The organism is Candidatus Neomarinimicrobiota bacterium, assembly GCA_041154365.1.
Lineage (GTDB): Bacteria > Fidelibacterota > Fidelibacteria > Fidelibacterales > Fidelibacteraceae > Fidelibacter > Fidelibacter multiformis.
In genome coordinates this window covers 1,485,035-1,500,603 of sequence record AP035449.1, presented here as the reverse complement: position 1 = coordinate 1,500,603, position 15,569 = coordinate 1,485,035, and the positions used below count along the sequence as shown (strand labels likewise).

The 15,569-nt window shown below is 44.5% G+C and carries 12 protein-coding genes; 11 read left to right on the top strand and 1 reads right to left on the bottom strand.

Translation table 11 applies throughout. The features are described 5' to 3' along the window. Nucleotides 1–12: 12 nt before the first annotated feature. The 3 genes from strainIA91_RS06545 to hutH are packed head-to-tail and all read left to right on the top strand — an operon-like array spanning nt 13 to nt 7,365. Complete coding sequence (locus strainIA91_RS06545; protein WP_400165978.1) at nt 13–2,937, top strand: alpha-amylase family glycosyl hydrolase; 2,925 nt, start codon at nt 13–15, stop codon at nt 2,935–2,937. A 14-nt stretch (nt 2,938–2,951) separates the two neighbouring features. Then, nucleotides 2,952–5,822: an alpha-amylase family glycosyl hydrolase gene (locus tag strainIA91_RS06540; protein WP_400165977.1), complete on the top strand. Its 2,871-nt coding sequence runs from the start codon at nt 2,952–2,954 to the stop codon at nt 5,820–5,822. 19 nt (nt 5,823–5,841) lie between these two features. Beyond that, nucleotides 5,842–7,365 (top strand): histidine ammonia-lyase, encoded by a 1,524-nt coding sequence (gene hutH / locus strainIA91_RS06535; protein WP_400165976.1) that lies wholly within the window; start codon nt 5,842–5,844, stop codon nt 7,363–7,365. Between the two features lie 70 nt (nt 7,366–7,435). Here hutH and rpsT read toward each other — a convergent pair whose 3' ends face one another. After that, nucleotides 7,436–7,690 carry a 30S ribosomal protein S20 gene (gene rpsT, locus strainIA91_RS06530; protein ID WP_400165975.1) on the bottom strand — a complete coding sequence of 85 codons (255 nt, stop codon included), beginning with the start codon at nt 7,688–7,690 and terminating at the stop codon, nt 7,436–7,438. A gap of 124 nt (nt 7,691–7,814) precedes the next feature. Here rpsT and strainIA91_RS06525 point away from each other — a divergent pair, with 124 nt between their 5' ends. The 8 genes from strainIA91_RS06525 (at nt 7,815) to strainIA91_RS06490 (ending at nt 15,480) form a co-directional block, all read left to right on the top strand. Continuing rightward, nucleotides 7,815–8,630, top strand: coding sequence for a hypothetical protein (locus tag strainIA91_RS06525; RefSeq protein ID WP_400165974.1), 816 nt, complete (start codon nt 7,815–7,817; stop codon nt 8,628–8,630). Further along, nucleotides 8,602–8,961 (top strand): GerW family sporulation protein, encoded by a 360-nt coding sequence (locus tag strainIA91_RS06520; RefSeq protein ID WP_400165973.1) that lies wholly within the window; start codon nt 8,602–8,604, stop codon nt 8,959–8,961. The genes strainIA91_RS06525 and strainIA91_RS06520 overlap by 29 nt, the downstream gene beginning before the upstream one ends. Beyond that, nucleotides 8,962–9,642 (top strand): Crp/Fnr family transcriptional regulator, encoded by a 681-nt coding sequence (locus strainIA91_RS06515; RefSeq protein WP_400165972.1) that lies wholly within the window; start codon nt 8,962–8,964, stop codon nt 9,640–9,642. Between the two features lie 155 nt (nt 9,643–9,797). Further along, the gene (locus strainIA91_RS06510) at nt 9,798–10,727 is read left to right on the top strand and encodes a TIGR01212 family radical SAM protein (RefSeq protein ID WP_400165971.1); all 930 of its coding nucleotides are present in this window, start codon (nt 9,798–9,800) and stop codon (nt 10,725–10,727) included. A 685-nt stretch (nt 10,728–11,412) separates the two neighbouring features. Then, nucleotides 11,413–12,708 (top strand): asparagine--tRNA ligase, encoded by a 1,296-nt coding sequence (gene asnS, locus strainIA91_RS06505; RefSeq protein WP_400165970.1) that lies wholly within the window; start codon nt 11,413–11,415, stop codon nt 12,706–12,708. A gap of 390 nt (nt 12,709–13,098) precedes the next feature. Further along, nucleotides 13,099–13,557 (top strand): TIGR00725 family protein, encoded by a 459-nt coding sequence (locus strainIA91_RS06500; protein WP_400165969.1) that lies wholly within the window; start codon nt 13,099–13,101, stop codon nt 13,555–13,557. Then, on the top strand, nt 13,533–13,820 hold the full coding sequence (locus tag strainIA91_RS06495; RefSeq protein WP_400165968.1) for an acylphosphatase: 288 nt from the start codon (nt 13,533–13,535) through the stop codon (nt 13,818–13,820). Before strainIA91_RS06500 ends, strainIA91_RS06495 begins: the two co-directional genes overlap by 25 nt. A 13-nt stretch (nt 13,821–13,833) precedes the next feature. Then, on the top strand, nt 13,834–15,480 hold the full coding sequence (locus strainIA91_RS06490; RefSeq protein ID WP_400165967.1) for an NAD+ synthase: 1,647 nt from the start codon (nt 13,834–13,836) through the stop codon (nt 15,478–15,480). Nucleotides 15,481–15,569: the final 89 nt, after the last annotated feature.

Sequence of the window (15,569 nt, the reverse complement as noted above, 5' to 3'; positions counted from 1 at the left end):
GAGTTAATCAATATGAAAAAATATCCGGACATCCGTTTGATCCAATTAAAAAGTCTTACAAGATTTATTTTCTTTATGCTTTATATTCCCATTGTTTTACAAGGAAATCCCGTCATCTCAGAACCTGTTTTTCCAACACAGTTTGATTCCATCATTGTTTTTTATCATGCGGAATTGGGGAACGGTTCTCTGGAAGGGACTGACGATACACTCTATGCCCATACGGGAGTGATTACTGATAAAAGCAGTGGTCCGTCGGATTGGAAATATGTTGTGACTCCCTGGCCAGGTGAAGGCCCGGATGCCAATCAGGCCAAAAACCGTTTGGAACGCCTGGATACAAATCTCTATAAACTGGTTATAGGATATCCGTCCCCCTATTATGAAGTCCCTGAAGAAGAGCAGATTCTCAAATTGGCTTTTGTTTTCCGGAACCAGGACGGAACACTTGTAGGAAGAGATTCGGAGGATAAAGATATTTTTCTGCCACTATATGAAGCCGGACTTACATCAGTTCTTATTGAACCTGAAGACCGGGACAAATTTGGCCACCCGGACCGGAATCCTCTCTTCTTAAACAGTTCAGACACTCTTTCGGTTCGTTTTACGGCAGCTGCACTGGGCGTTGACGCCGATTCGCTGGTTGTTCTCCGCAATGGGAAAAGACTCTTCTTTACGGTGCAGGATACCTTGAATATGCAGTATCCAGTATCTACAACCTGGAAAGGCAGGAACCTGATACAGTGTGTTTCTCTGTCTGCCGAGGGTATTTCAGATACTCTGTCATTCACCCTTTTTGTGGATCCTGTTCCCCATATGATTACCAAACCATCTGAAATCCGAAATGGTGTCTATTCTCTCGATGCCGGCAGTGCTCTCTTTTCATTGATGGCACCCAACAAGCGCTTTGTCTATCTCCTGGGGGATTTTAACGACTGGAAGGTGAATGATGCCTACCTGATGAATAAATCAATCGAGGGGGATAAAACTTGGTTCTGGTTGCCTGTGAATTCACTGACTCCCGGCATGGAATATGCCTATCAGTATTTGGTGGATGGAAAAATTCGTGTCGCGGATCCCTATGCTGTGAAAATATTGGATGAGGGAGGAGACCCCTATATCCCCGAAGCAATTTATCCCAATTTGAAACCCTATCCCAAAGGAAAAACCGAACATATTGTTTCAGTTTTTGAACCGTTTCAGGATATGTATGAATGGCAACATGAAAACTATTCGGTATCACCTCAAACAGAATGGGTGATCTATGAATTGCTGGTTCGGGATTTTCTGGAAGATCGTTCATACACATCTCTGATTGACAGCCTGTCATACCTGAAAAAACTGGGCGTCAATGCAATACAACTCATGCCTGTCATTGAATTTGGCGGAAATGACAGCTGGGGTTACAATCCCACTTTTTTCTTTGCTCCGGACAAAGCTTACGGAACAGGCAATGATCTGAAAGCTTTCATCGACTCCTGTCATGGATCGGGAATCGCCGTCATTCTGGATATTGTACTCAATCATGCCTTTGGAGACTGCCCCTTTGTTCGCCTCTATAATGAGGGGGATTTTGGAGCACCCTTACCGGAAAGTCCCTGGTTTAATGTATCTGCCCCCCATCCCATGAGTGTCGGGTACGATTTCAATCATGAAAGCCCATTTACCAAGGAGTTGATGAAAGAGATTACCGCCTACTGGATTGAAGAATATCATGTGGACGGATACCGCTTTGACCTGTCCAAGGGATTTACACAAACCTATTCGGGAGATGATGTAGGAGCATGGAGTCGCTACGATCAAAGTCGTATTGATATCCTGAATGAATACGCATCCCATATCCGGTCCGTAAAACCTGATGCTGCCCTGATATTGGAACATTTTGCCGATAATGATGAAGAAAAAACCTTAGCCCATAACGGATTTATGCTTTGGGGAAACATGAACGGGCCATACAGCCAGGCGGCTATGAGCTGGTTAACCAACTCTGATTTCAGTTACGGGTATTTCAGAAACCGGGGCTGGTGGGCCATGAATCTGGTGACTTTTATGGAAAGTCATGATGAACCATGGATTATGTACAAGAACCTTCAATATGGCAACTGTATGGAAACCTACTGCATCAGGGATACAGTGACAGCTTTGAAGCGTATGGAACTATCCGCCACTTTTTTTCTTACACTACCCGGACCAAAAATGATTTGGCAGTTTGGTGAACTGGGATATGACCGAGAGCTGCCGGAAGAAGAAGGTCGTACCGAAGCAAAACCAGTACTTTGGCACTATTTGAAAAACACAAACCGGGTAAAACTCTTTAATGTTTATAAAAACCTTTTAAAACTCCGGAAAGATTATCCCTTATTCCGGAATTCTGAGACTACGGTGTCTATCTATACACCGGATCAGGTTCCGGACCGCCGCTTGAAATTGTCGTCTCCTGAAATGAATGCAGTGATCCTTGGTAATTTTGGGATGAATGAACATCAAAGCTGGCCGGAGTTTCATCATACCGGGTCCTGGTACGAGTTTTTTTCCGGGGATACCCTGTCAGTGGATGATACCGGTATGACCCTGACACTGCAACCCGGTGAATACCGGCTTTATACCGATCAGAAACTTTTCATTCCCGATACAACCCTACCGGTCTCTCTACGTTCCCAACCGGGTCATGAAAACATATTCCGTCTGGTGGATCTTTACCCCAATCCCTTCAATGCTGAAATCACTGTGCATCTGACACTTCCGGATTCTGCCCCCCTGTCGATTCAGTTTATTTCAATAACCGGAAAAACCGTGGGAGAATTTTATCTCCCGGCTGTCCGAAAGGGAATATATTCCCGGACATTCAATCTCGGTCACCTGCCATCCGGAGTTTATCTTGTGAATATTTCACAGAATCAACACAATACAACCCGTAAACTGGTGCTTTTGAAATGAAAAAAATAATGATTATGTGTTTACTTATGGGGATTATTACAACGGCAAAGGCTTTTCCGGTGACATCCGATCCTGTCTATCCGACGGTCAATGATTCCGTCATCATCTATTTCGATGCCACAAAAGGGAATCAGGGACTGAAAGATTTTGCCGGTCCGGTGTATGCCCATACCGGTGTATTGACCGATGAAAGTGCCTCATCGTCCGAATGGAAATATGTCGTCACAGACTGGGGTGAAGATACTCCGGAAACTCAATTAAGCCAGGTGGAAACAAATCTGTGGAAACTGGTAATTGGTTATCCCAGGGATTTTTATGCAATCCCCGAAGAGGTAAATGTAACACATCTCGCCTTTGTATTCAGAAGCTCACAACAACCGGACGGAAGCTATCTGGAAGGAAAGGATGTCGACAATCAGGATATTTTTGTCGAACTGTATAAGCCAGGGATTACTGCCCGGTTTATAACCCCTGCCGTTATGGAATCTTTTCAGAATCCCTACCGTGAACCTCTTTTTATGACGGATCACGATACGTTGGATATTCTTGGGACCAGCGTTCAGTTATTTACGGAAACGGTTCGTACTCAATTGTGGGTCAATGGAACACTTGTCAGCTCGGCAGAGGATGATACCCTCTCGTATACGCTCATAGGAGGCGATTATACAAACGATCTCCTTCAAATCGATCTGATCGCCGAGGATCTGTATGAATTGCGTGATACAGCCTCATGTGTCGTGATCAAAAACCCCGGACTTAAAGAAACACCAAGGCCCGAGGGGTTGGAACCCGGTATCACGGTGGGTCCTTTCGGCCAATCTGTGACTTTCTGTCTTTTTGCACCTTATAAGGATTTTGTCTATTTGATCGGTGATTTTAACGACTGGAGCGTATTGCCCGAATTCGAAATGTCCCGGGACTCCATTTCTGAACATGAAGTGTGGTATTGGATATCGGTACCGATGGATGAACAGAAGGAATATGCTTTTCAGTATCTCATTGATGGTGAGCTGCGGATCGCAGATCCTTATACACAAAAAATTCTGGATCCCTGGAATGATCCCTATATTCCCGAGAGTGTCTATCCCGGTCTCAAACCTTATCCACAAGGAAAAACCCAGGAAATTGTGTCAACCTTTACCACGGAAATGTCATCGTCCTTTAACTGGACAGACACAGCCTTTGTCCGACCGCCACGGGAAAAACTGGTCATTTATGAACTCCTGATCCGGGATTTCCTGGCCGATCACAGCTACGAAACTCTTATGGATACTCTTCAGTACCTGAAAAAACTGGGATTGAATGCTATTGAACTGATGCCGTTCAGTGAATTTGAAGGCAATTCAAGCTGGGGGTATAATCCGAGCTTCTATTTTGCACCGGATAAGTATTATGGAACGGATCTTGCCTTAAAACGATTCATCAATGGCTGTCATCAACAGGGAATAGCTGTGATCATGGATATGGTTTTAAATCATTCCTATGGCCAGTCCCCCCAGGTGCGCATGTACTGGAACAGCACTGAATCCCGTCCATCTGCAGAAAACCCGTGGTTTAATGAAGTCTCGCCCAATCCTGATTATTCCTGGGGATTTGATTTCAATCATGAAAGTCCGTGGACACAGGCATTTGTGGATTCTGTCCTGGCTTTTTGGATTCGTGAATACCATATAGACGGATACCGGCTTGATTTTACCAAAGGGTTTACCAATACAAGCGGTGATCCCGGATATGACGTGAGCCGGATAAACCTGATCAAGCGCTTGGGAAATGTCCTGTGGCAAAAAGATTCCACAGCATACCTGATTCTTGAACACTGGGCAGATAATTCTGAAGAACAAATCCTGGCAAATGAGGGATTTATGCTTTGGGGAAATGTGACCCATGATTACCAGGAGGCATCTATGGGTTACACTTCCGATTTCTCCTGGGGTTTTTATGAGTCCAGAGGATGGGCCGATCCCCATTTGATTACCTATATGGAAAGCCATGATGAAGAACGGATCATGTATAAAAACCTGAGCTGGGGGAATGTATCGGGTGACTATTCCATACAGGAAACAACCACGGCATTAAACCGGATAAAACTGATTTCCGCATTTTTCTATACCTTACCGGGACCTAAAATGATATGGCAATTTGGTGAGTTGGGATACGATGTATCCATTGATACACCCTGCAGAGTCTGTGAAAAACCCATCCGATGGGAATACTATCACGACGTCCGGCGAAAGAATCTGTTTAAAACAACGGCAGCTCTGATCCGTTTACGCCTTTCCAATCCCCTGTTTTACTCCGGAAATACCCAGGTTGACATGGATACGGGAGGGATGGTGAAAATCCTGACCCTCACAGGCTCGACTATGCGCAGTGTAATTGTGGGTAATTTTGATGTCGTGGAGAAATCGGCAGAAGTGACCTTTCCGCGGATTGGTGTATGGTATGATTATTTCAGCGGAGATAGTCTTATCATGGAAAACCTGGCTGAATTAAATAAGTCTTTAACCCTTGCGCCCGGAGAATTCCATATTTATACCGATAAAAAACAACCCCTTCCTGAACCGGGTATTCTGACACAATTGAATGAGGACGCTTTCCTCAGCCAAAACTTTGAACTATTTGATAATTATCCGAATCCTTTTAACGGAATAACCCGGATCGTTTTTGCCGTACCGGTTAAAGACTATTTTACCCTTCAGGTCTTTGATGTAAAAGGCAGGCAGATTAAAACCCTGTATCAGGGGAATTTGGATGCCGGTATTCACACCATTCATTGGGATGGAACAACGGAATCGGGGCAAAACGCTGCGTCCGGTCTCTATTTTTATCGGATTGATCATCGCGAAATGGGATCGCTCCAGGGAAAAATGGTGTATTTAAAGTAAAAAATAACAGGAATTATATATGAAGTTTAAAGACAAGACCCTGTGTCTGGACGGAAATCCCCTCACGCTGGATGATTTTAAATATTACCTGCAGGTCCGGCCTGAAATTTCATTGGATGAATCCGTCATCACCCGACTGCAGGAGGGCCGGAACTATATCGAAAAGCAAATCCGGCATGGAAAAATCATGTACGGTGTGAATACGGGATTCGGCCATCTGGCTCAGGTTCGTATTCCCGATGAAAAACTGGATGAACTCCAGGTGAATCTCATCCGGAGCCATGCTGCAGGAGTGGGTCCCTATATTGAAGAGGATATTGTCCGGCTTATGATGCTTATCAAAATCCAAAGCCTGATTCAGGGATTTTCCGGTGTACGTCCTCGTGTGGTGGAACAATTGGTGTTCTTTTTGAATCACGATATTCTGCCCTGCATTCCTTCCAAGGGAAGTGTGGGTGCCTCGGGAGATCTGGCTCCCCTGGCTCATATGACCCTTCCCCTTCTTGGTGAAGGGAAAGTAATGGAAAAGGGGGGAGAAAGGGATGCCGCTGAAGTGCTCCGGGCTTTAAACCGGGAGCCCCTCTCTTTAAAAGCGAAAGAGGGACTTGCTATCATCAACGGGACACAGTCCATGACAGCCCATGGTGTGATGGCCCTGATCCGCACAGAGAACATCCTGTATTCTGGTGAACTGATTTTTGGGTTGTCCCTGGATGCCATGAAGGCTTCTCTGTCGCCTTTTCATCGGGCTATTCACGAAGCAAAAGGCTCTCCATTCAATGCTGCCTGTGCAGACAGGGTGCGCTATTATCTTCAAAAAAGTGAAATCAACCGGTCCCATGAACACTGTGATAAAGTACAGGATCCCTACTGTTTTCGATGTTATCCCCAGGTGTGCGGAGCTGTATGGGAAGCCTATGATCATGTCAAACATATCCTGATCCGGGAAGCCAACGGGGTTTCTGATAATCCACTTATTTTCAGGGAAGATGATTTGATCGTGAGTGGCGGAAACTTCCATGGAGAATCACCAGCCCTTACGATGGACTATCTGGCCATGGCTGTCAGTGAAATTGCCAGCATCGCAGAACGACGTATTGCTGAACTGGTGGATTCCCACATGTCCAGACTCCCGGCTTTTCTTGTGGAAGACAGCGGTGTGAACAGTGGTTTTATGATTGCCCATGTTACGGCGGCGGCGCTTGTTTCTGAAAATAAGGGACTGGCTACACCAGCGTCTGTGGATAGTATTCCCACCTCTGCCAATCAGGAAGATCATGTCAGTATGGGACACCGGTCCGCCAGAAAATTGCTGGAAATCATTGAAAATACCGAAACAGTTCTGGCCATTGAATATCTGGCCGCTGCCGAAGGAATCGACTATCACAGGCCCCTGAAATCGAGTCCTGTTCTGGAAAAGGTCCATCAGCGCCTTAGACAGGATATCCCCCATCTGGAAAAAGACAGACTGATGTACGAAGATATTCAGAAAACCCTCAGTATTATCAAAAGCGGGTATCTTCAAAAGACAGCGAAACGCTGAATATTTGTTGAGTCATATTAAAAAAGCCTCCGATGGAGGCTTTTAAAAAATGATGGAATTCGAATAATTGTTAATTCAGTGTATTTAAATGACGTGAAAGGCGTGATTTAATACCTGCCGCCCGGTTTTTATGAAGAATTCCCTTTTGTGCAACTTTATCCACCAGGGAATAGACCTTTTTCAATTGCTCCTGACCGGTTTCCCTGGATTCAGCAGCCATAAATTTCTTGATCTCTGTTCTTACCAGTGATTTATAATGACGATTGCGCCGGTTGCGCTTTTCAGCCTGACGGATTCTCTTCTTTGTCGATAACGGATATGCCATTTCACTCCTCTTCCTTTTTTATAGCTTGAAAATTTATTTTCTTTTCTTCGTAATGTCAATGAAATTGCATAAATATTTTTTGAAATTATTCACGCTGAGGGGAATATTTTTATAAATTCCGGTCATGATCTTACTCATTCTAAAAATTATTCTGATATTTCTTGCTTTTCTGTTACTGATTTTGGCAGCTATTCTTTTTATTCCTTTTCAATTGACCTTAAAGGCAGTTAAAGAGGATAAAGATCTGGGTTTGAAGGGATCTGCTTATTGGATATCCTGGTTGTTTCAAACCAGGGTTGAATATTGGGATCAAAAAATGAAACTCATTGCCGTTATTCTTGGCATTCCTATTCATATCCCTCTGAAAAAAATGAAAAGGGGAAAGGAAAAAGAAGAAAAAGTGCCTGAAAAAGCGGCGGAGGAAAAGAAATATAAAGTAGGGAAAATGTCCGTCAGGGAAACGGAAGAAAAGGAAACACCCATTCAGGGTGATACATCAACGGGTAAAAAGGAACAGAAGAGTACAGAATCTCAGGAAGCTGAAGTTGAAAAGAGAGGGGTAAGGGACATGATTGCTTTCTATCAGCCTTTTATCCGGAAAACACTGATACCCCAGATTCGACATCTTTTTTCTTATTTTCATCTCAGAATACGTTGCCTTCACCTTGTGTTTGGACATGAAAATCCGGCAGTAACCGGCTGGGTAGAGGGAGCTGTTGTTTCCTCAACTCCTTTTCTGGCTGACAAGCGCATGGCTGATCCCGTGTCCACCTGCTTCCGGTATGATAAAAAGACTCTGGATTTTAATGTTGATTTATATTTTTCTATGAATTTGTATGGTATTGTTATTAGATTATTAATTATTTGGTGGCATTATCGCAGATTGTCATCATTACAAAGAAGGATTAAGCATGAACCAGACGCTGGAGAAACTTCTTGATAAAGCCCACGAGTTCTTAAATACCAAGACAGTTGTCGGGGATCCGATTCACATAGATGATCTTACCTTAATTCCTATCTCGAAGATTTCTGTGGGATTTGGAAGCGGTGATCATAACGCTCAAGGTCAGCATAACGACAAGTCCGTATCCGAAGGATTTGGCGGGGGGATGAATATCCACCCTGTAGCAGTGATAGCGGTCCATAAAGAGCATGCAAAGCTCATGATGCTTACCGGAAAAGAACAACAACTGGGTAAAATTCTTGATCTGGTGCCGGATCTGCTGGATCGATTTGCCCCGAAAAAGACCGATCATAAGGAGGATGAGTAAATGGATATTTCTTTATTGCGTCATATTCCCCTTTTTGAAGATCTGGAAGATCAGGAACTTGAGCAAATTTCCAAGGCCATTCAGGTCCGGACCTATGAGAAAAACAAACTGATCCTTCTGGAGGAAGATCTGGGGGATACGCTTTTTATCATCAGTCAGGGCGCAGTGAAGATCAGCCGGATCAATGAAGATGGAAAAGAAGTGATCCTCAGTATTTTATCTGACGGTGAGTTTTTTGGTGAAATGTCCATTCTGGACGGTGAGTCCCGCTCTGCCAATGTCGTAGCACTGGAAAAATCGGAAGTTTTTATGTTGAAACGGCAGGATTTTTTGGAAATGTTGGAAAAATATCCCAAAATATCCATTCACCTTCTGGAAGAACTTGCCCGCAGACTCCGCCGGAGTGATCAACAGATTGAAAGTCTTTCTCTCAGCGATGCCGAACACCGGGTTGCCAATACCATCATTCGTCTTGCCGAAGACCTGGGGGTCCATTTGAAAGGGTGTGTGACCATCAATGACATTCCCCTGCAACAGGATATTGCCAATATGGCCGGCACATCCCGTGAAACCGTCTCACGAATGCTGAAAATGTTGGAAAATAAAGGGCTCATTACCCGTGAGGGACGGAAGCTGATCATCAATAACTATATGGAATTCTATCGGAATTTCTCAAAATAAGAGTGGGACACAACACAATCTTCTGGCAGCCACCTGCTGCCCACTGCCGACTTACTCATCACGCCCCGTTCTCCATTCTCAATTCTCAATTCTCCATTCTCCATTCTCAATTCTCAATTATCCATTCTCAATTACATAAATAAACATATCCCATCATGCCATTACTTCAATACGCCCGCAACGGTTTCAGACATAATCACTACAAATTTTTTCTGGATGATATGTTTCATACCCGGGTTCAGCGTTTATCTGTTGAAACTGGATTCACATGTCCCAACAGGGACGGCACGAAAGGGTGGGGAGGGTGTATTTATTGCAATAACAACTCCTTTATGCCGCCTTATGCCGTTAATGGGGATCTGAAGGACCAGATAAGTGTGGGGAAACAGTATTTAAAAAACCGTTTCCATGCAGATAAATTTATTGTCTATTTTCAAAGTTATACGAATACTTACGGACCGGTATCTGTTTTAAAGGATAAAATCAGGATTGCCCTGGAGGATAAAGATGTTGTGGGTATCTCCGTATCCACACGACCGGATTGTCTTCAGCGGGATGTTCTGGATTTCTTGCAGGATATAAGTCGTGATACTTATGTGAATCTTGAAATTGGGGCAGAGTCTGTTTATGATAAAACCCTGATCTGGATGAACCGATGTCATACGGTGGAAGATACGTTGAAAGCCCTGTCGGTTCTGGATGAATATTCATTTGATGTCACAGCACATATCATTCTGGGATCACCCACTGAAACAAGGGAAGAAATGCTGGCGATGACCCAGGAGATCAACCGGTGGAATATCCGATTTCTGAAACTGCATCACTTACAGGTCATACGTGGGGCACGACTTGAAAAAGAATATCTAAAGAATCCATTCCATCTCTTTGAATACAGGGAATATCTCGATGTGGTCACGGAGTTCATTTCCCGCATCAAAACAGAAATCATTTTTCAGCGGCTTTTTGCCGAATCACCGGGTTCCTGGCTCCTGGCTCCTATATGGAAGAAAAGAACAACCGAAATCATGATGGATATTCAGAAAACCATGGGTGACAAAAACTTGTGGCAAGCCTGTCAGCTGTAGCATTCTTTTTATTTTCTAAATCATCCAATCCTCTGTGGAATACGCTGTGCTCATTTCACGGGACAGGCAATCATCTTCTAGAAGTTGGAAGTTGGAATTTAGAAGTTGGCGTCGCTTTGCTCCTGTGGTTGGTTCATGGGCTCAGGAGCTCATGGGTTCAAGGGCTCAGGGGTTCAAGGGCTCAAGGGCTCAGGGGCTCATGGGTTCAAGAGCCGCTACGCGGCTTTCAAACGCTGCTGCGCAGCGTTCAAGGATCTCACTTCGTTCGATCTTCAACCCCGGTTTTGCAGATTTCAATAGGTGACTGGACTTCTTTTTTGAACACTGCGAAGCAGTGCTGGAATGCTGAGCGAAGCTATTGAACGGCACTAAGTGCCGCTTGAATGCTTGATCGCCAAAGGCGGTTGAATGCTGAACCAGAGTCATGCCAATCTCCCAATCAAATCAATCCCCTGTGAAATACACTGCGCTCATTTCACGGGGCAGACAATCAAATCAATCTTTTCAAAACATTCTCTGCATCTCCGCGCCCTCAGCGGGAGGCAAAATCCTCGGCGGGAGGAAAAATCTCCCCATACCCACGTCACCTGCCCCTCCAATTCTCAATTCTCAATTCTCAATCCCCCATTAATTCCCTATATTTGCAGTCCGAACCGATAACGATTGATAACACGGAGAAATTCAAATGCCTGACCATGTGCTTGTGAAACACGTACCAGATTATATCGACCGGGAGATCACGCTCCGGGGATGGGTTTATAATATCCGTAAAAGCGGGAAAATCTGGTTTTTAATATTCAGAGACGGAACCAATTGGATCCAGTGCGTAGTACTGAAAAATGAAGTGAGTGAAGAAGTTTTCGAAATGAAAAATACACTTACTCAGGAATCTTCCATTGAAATCAGGGGCCTTGTGCAAAAGGCACCCCGGCAGGAATTCGGATATGAGATTCTGGTTAAAGATATCAAGATCTATCAGATTGCAGAAGAGTATCCGATTGCATTAAAGGAGCATGGCATTGAATTCCTTTTGGATAACCGGCATTTATGGTTGAGAAGCCGAAAACCCAACGCCGTGCTAAAGGTTCGGGCTGAAGTGGAAAATGCATGCAGGGATTTTTTTAATGAACGGGATTTTGTCCTGGTGGATTCACCCATGTTTACACCCAATGCCGCAGAAGGGACCACAACCCTTTTTGAGACTGATTATTTCGGCCGGAAGGCTTATCTAACACAATCCGGTCAATTATACAGTGAAGCCGCCATTATGGCGTTCAATAAAACATACTGTTTTGGCCCCTGTTTTAGAGCAGAAAAATCCAAAACACGCCGTCATCTGACGGAATTTTGGATGATTGAACCGGAAATGGCTTTTTATGATATCCACGACAACATGGATTTGGCAGAGGAATTTGTGTCTTATCTTGTCGAACGAGCGGTCACTCATTGTCCGGAAGAGCTGAAAATACTGGAAAGAGATCTGTCAAAACTCGAAAAAATCATTCCGCCTTTTCCCCGGATTACGTATGATGAGGCAGTGGATATTCTGAAGAAGAAAGGACTGGATTTTGAATGGGGTAATGATTTCGGGGCTCCTCATGAAACTGCCATATCTGAAGATTTTGATAAACCTGTCATGATTTGGAAATGGCCTGCCGAAACCAAGGCATTTTATATGAAGCGGGATCCGGAAGATGAACGTTATGTGTTGGGAGTGGATATGATTGCTCCCGAAGGATTTGGAGAAATTATCGGCGGAAGCCAGCGCGAAGATGATATCGACAAACTCCTGGCCCGGATACAAAAAGAAAATCTGCCGGAAGAAATTTTCAACTGGTTCATCGATGTCCGGCGATATGGCTCCGTGCCACATTCCGGCTTTGGTTTGGGACTCGAAAGAACTGTTCAGTGGATCTGTGGTTCCCACCATATCCGGGAGTGTATCCCCTGGCCGCGGACGATGGTGAGGCTTAATCCTTAGTGAGTTGAGAGTTTAGAGTTGAGAGTCGTAGGGACAGACTGGCGTCTGTCCCTGAGTACAAGTTGAGAGTTGGGAGTTCGGTTTAGAACATTAGATACATTTTTTTTAGTGGCTGTTTATTGTAATGAAATGATTAGTATGTTTTTTGTATATAATATTGCATCCAACACACTTCACGAATTTTTTCAAATCAAGTTTATTATGAATAAGTAATAAATAGCTTCAAACCTTTAATATCACAAATCCACAAAACCAAACTTAAAACTCACAACTTTTATTCAGTGGCAGACGCCAGTCTGTCCCTACGACTCTCAATTCCCAATTCCTGCTCTATATATCAATTTTAATATTATTTTGCTTCGTTGTGTCATTAATGATTAAATTAGAGACATGAGACATCAGAAACACATCATTGCAGTGTTTGGGGGCCGGGAAGCCGATCAAAAGTTGCTCGAAGAGGCGGAACATTTTGGACAGCTGGCAGCGGAAGCAGGTTGGATCATCATCTGTGGGGGGAAAGGCGGAATTATGGAAGCAGTGTGCCGGGGAGTGGATGCAAAGGGAGGGATCTCTGTTGGACTCCTTCCGGAAGCGAAGGATATTGAGGCGAATGAGTATGTAGGTATTCCACTGGCAACCGGACTCGGATACGCACGGAATGAAGTCCTTGCCCTGGCATGTCATGCCGCCTGTGCCTTTGGAGGCAAATATGGAACCCTTTCAGAGATAGCTCATGCATTAAATAATCAAAAACCGGTGGCTGCTGTAGAATCCTGGAAAATCCAGGGTGTTCATGAATGTAACCATGCCTGGGAGGCATTTGAATGGATACAGACGCAACTGAAATAACCCGGAAATATGTCCTGACCGGCCGGGTTCAGGGTGTCGGTTTCCGGTGGTTCACTAAACGTCTGGCCGATGAATTTGGTATAAAAGGTTTCGTCCGGAATCAGTTTAACGGATCCGTTCTTGTGGTAGCACAGGGTTCCCATGATCGGCTGGAACCCTTTGAACGCCTCCTGGCTGAAGGTCCCTCTTATGCCCGGGTGGATCACATGCGAACCGAACCGCCGGACAGAAAAGAATTATTTCACTATTTTGAAATCCGATAAACCGGGAAACTCAATGAAAATAGCCCTAGCTCAGTTGAATGTGACGGTCGGTGATATTGCAGGAAATACGGACAAAGTGATCCGGACTATCCATGAAGCGGCGAAAAACAATGCTGAGATTGTGGTTTTTCCGGAAATGGTAATTCCCGGTTATCCTCCACAGGACCTTATCTTTGAACCGGGTTTTGTGGAAAAAAATCTCAAAGCATGCCAAAAGATTGCCTATGAGACCCGTCATCTGAACATCGTCTCTTTAGTAGGACATATAGATAATCCCTTAAAAATGGTGTATTACAATGCGGTATCGGTATTAAGTGGGGGGAAGGTGACGGATACTGTCTATAAAACCCTGCTTCCCACCTATGATGTCTTCGATGAAAAACGATACTTTCAACCGGCACCGGAGATAAGACCTGTCAGTTGTGATGTAGGTGGAAAAAAGGTAAAACTGGGAATTGAAATCTGTGAAGATCTGTGGGATGACCTTTATGATGTGAAAGTGTCGGAAAAACTGGTTTATCAGGGTGCTGAAATACTCATCAATTGCAGTGCGTCCCCCTACAGTTATGATAAATTTTCCAAAAGAAAAGAACTTGTTCTGAATAAGGTAAGTCGTCTTAAAACACCCTTTTGCTATGTCAATCTGTGTGGCGGTCAGGATGAATTGATATTTGACGGGAACAGTTTTATGGTGGATTCCCAGGGCCAGTGGATTGCCTATAATGGTCCTTTCAGGGAAAATATCACCTACACATCTTGGGATATAAATACGGCCCCCCAAAATCATATGTCCGAACCAGACATCCATCCCGATGAAGAACTATTCCTGGCTTTGCAGACCGGCGTCCGGGATTACTTTTATAAAACCGGATTTTCAGATGCCCTTATCGGGTTGAGTGGTGGTATTGATTCAGCCCTGGTTGCCGTGATTGCAGCTGACGCTTTAGGCCCTGAACATGTGTGGGGAATAATGATGCCATCCCAATTCAGTTCAGAACATTCCATCTCCGATGCACAGCAACTGGCACAAAACCTGAATATCCATCATGAGATGATATCAATCCAGTCTATTTACCAGGAAGTCTTAAAAACACTGGAGCATCAGTTTAAAGGGACAGACTTCGGGTTGGCAGAAGAGAATATTCAGGCGCGGAGCCGTGGCATCATCCTGATGGCGTTGGCCAATAAATATCACCGGCTTGTCCTTACAACCGGGAATAAAACAGAACTGGCCCTGGGATATTCGACACTCTATGGTGATATGGCCGGTGCCCTGGCTGCAATCAGTGATCTGAATAAGGAGGATGTCTACCGCTTGTCCCGTTTTATCAACACGAAGGCCGGTTTTGACCGAATCCCTCAGCATATCCTGGAAAAAACCCCCTCGGCTGAACTTCGTGAAAATCAGACAGATCCATTCGATTATGAAATAGTAAGCCCCCTGGTTGAATCCCTGCTGGAACATCAAAAAAGTCCGGAACAACTGATCCGGGAAGGATATGATTCAGAACTGGTTCACCGCTTGAACCGACTGATTCATCTGGCAGAATATAAACGCCGTCAGGCTCCACCAGGACTTCGGGTCACAGAAAAAGCTTTTGGGATGGGCCGGCGGATTCCGATTGTAAACAAATATATGACCAAAGATCAGAAATTATAACCTTGTTACCGGTGTATTTAGCCCGGCCCCTGCATTACGGCTCAGCATTCTGTCCGTTTTGCTGATTCTCTGTTACCGCTGTTTTTCTC

Excerpts from the sequence above, each read along its gene's own strand:
- strainIA91_RS06515 (WP_400165972.1), top strand. The coding sequence starts at position 8,962 with ATGGATATTTCTTTATTGCGTCATATTCCCCTTTTTGAAGATCTGGAA.
- strainIA91_RS06520 (WP_400165973.1), top strand. The coding sequence starts at position 8,602 with ATGAACCAGACGCTGGAGAAACTTCTTGATAAAGCCCACGAGTTCTTA.
- asnS (WP_400165970.1), top strand. The coding sequence starts at position 11,413 with ATGCCTGACCATGTGCTTGTGAAACACGTACCAGATTATATCGACCGG.
- strainIA91_RS06540 (WP_400165977.1), top strand. The coding sequence starts at position 2,952 with ATGTGTTTACTTATGGGGATTATTACAACGGCAAAGGCTTTTCCGGTG.
- rpsT (WP_400165975.1), bottom strand. The coding sequence starts at position 7,690 with ATGGCATATCCGTTATCGACAAAGAAGAGAATCCGTCAGGCTGAAAAG.
- strainIA91_RS06495 (WP_400165968.1), top strand. The coding sequence starts at position 13,533 with ATGGATACAGACGCAACTGAAATAACCCGGAAATATGTCCTGACCGGC.
- strainIA91_RS06500 (WP_400165969.1), top strand. The coding sequence starts at position 13,099 with ATGAGACATCAGAAACACATCATTGCAGTGTTTGGGGGCCGGGAAGCC.
- strainIA91_RS06490 (WP_400165967.1), top strand. The coding sequence starts at position 13,834 with ATGAAAATAGCCCTAGCTCAGTTGAATGTGACGGTCGGTGATATTGCA.
- hutH (WP_400165976.1), top strand. The coding sequence starts at position 5,842 with ATGAAGTTTAAAGACAAGACCCTGTGTCTGGACGGAAATCCCCTCACG.
- strainIA91_RS06510 (WP_400165971.1), top strand. The coding sequence starts at position 9,798 with ATGCCATTACTTCAATACGCCCGCAACGGTTTCAGACATAATCACTAC.
- strainIA91_RS06525 (WP_400165974.1), top strand. The coding sequence starts at position 7,815 with ATGATCTTACTCATTCTAAAAATTATTCTGATATTTCTTGCTTTTCTG.
- strainIA91_RS06545 (WP_400165978.1), top strand. The coding sequence starts at position 13 with ATGAAAAAATATCCGGACATCCGTTTGATCCAATTAAAAAGTCTTACA.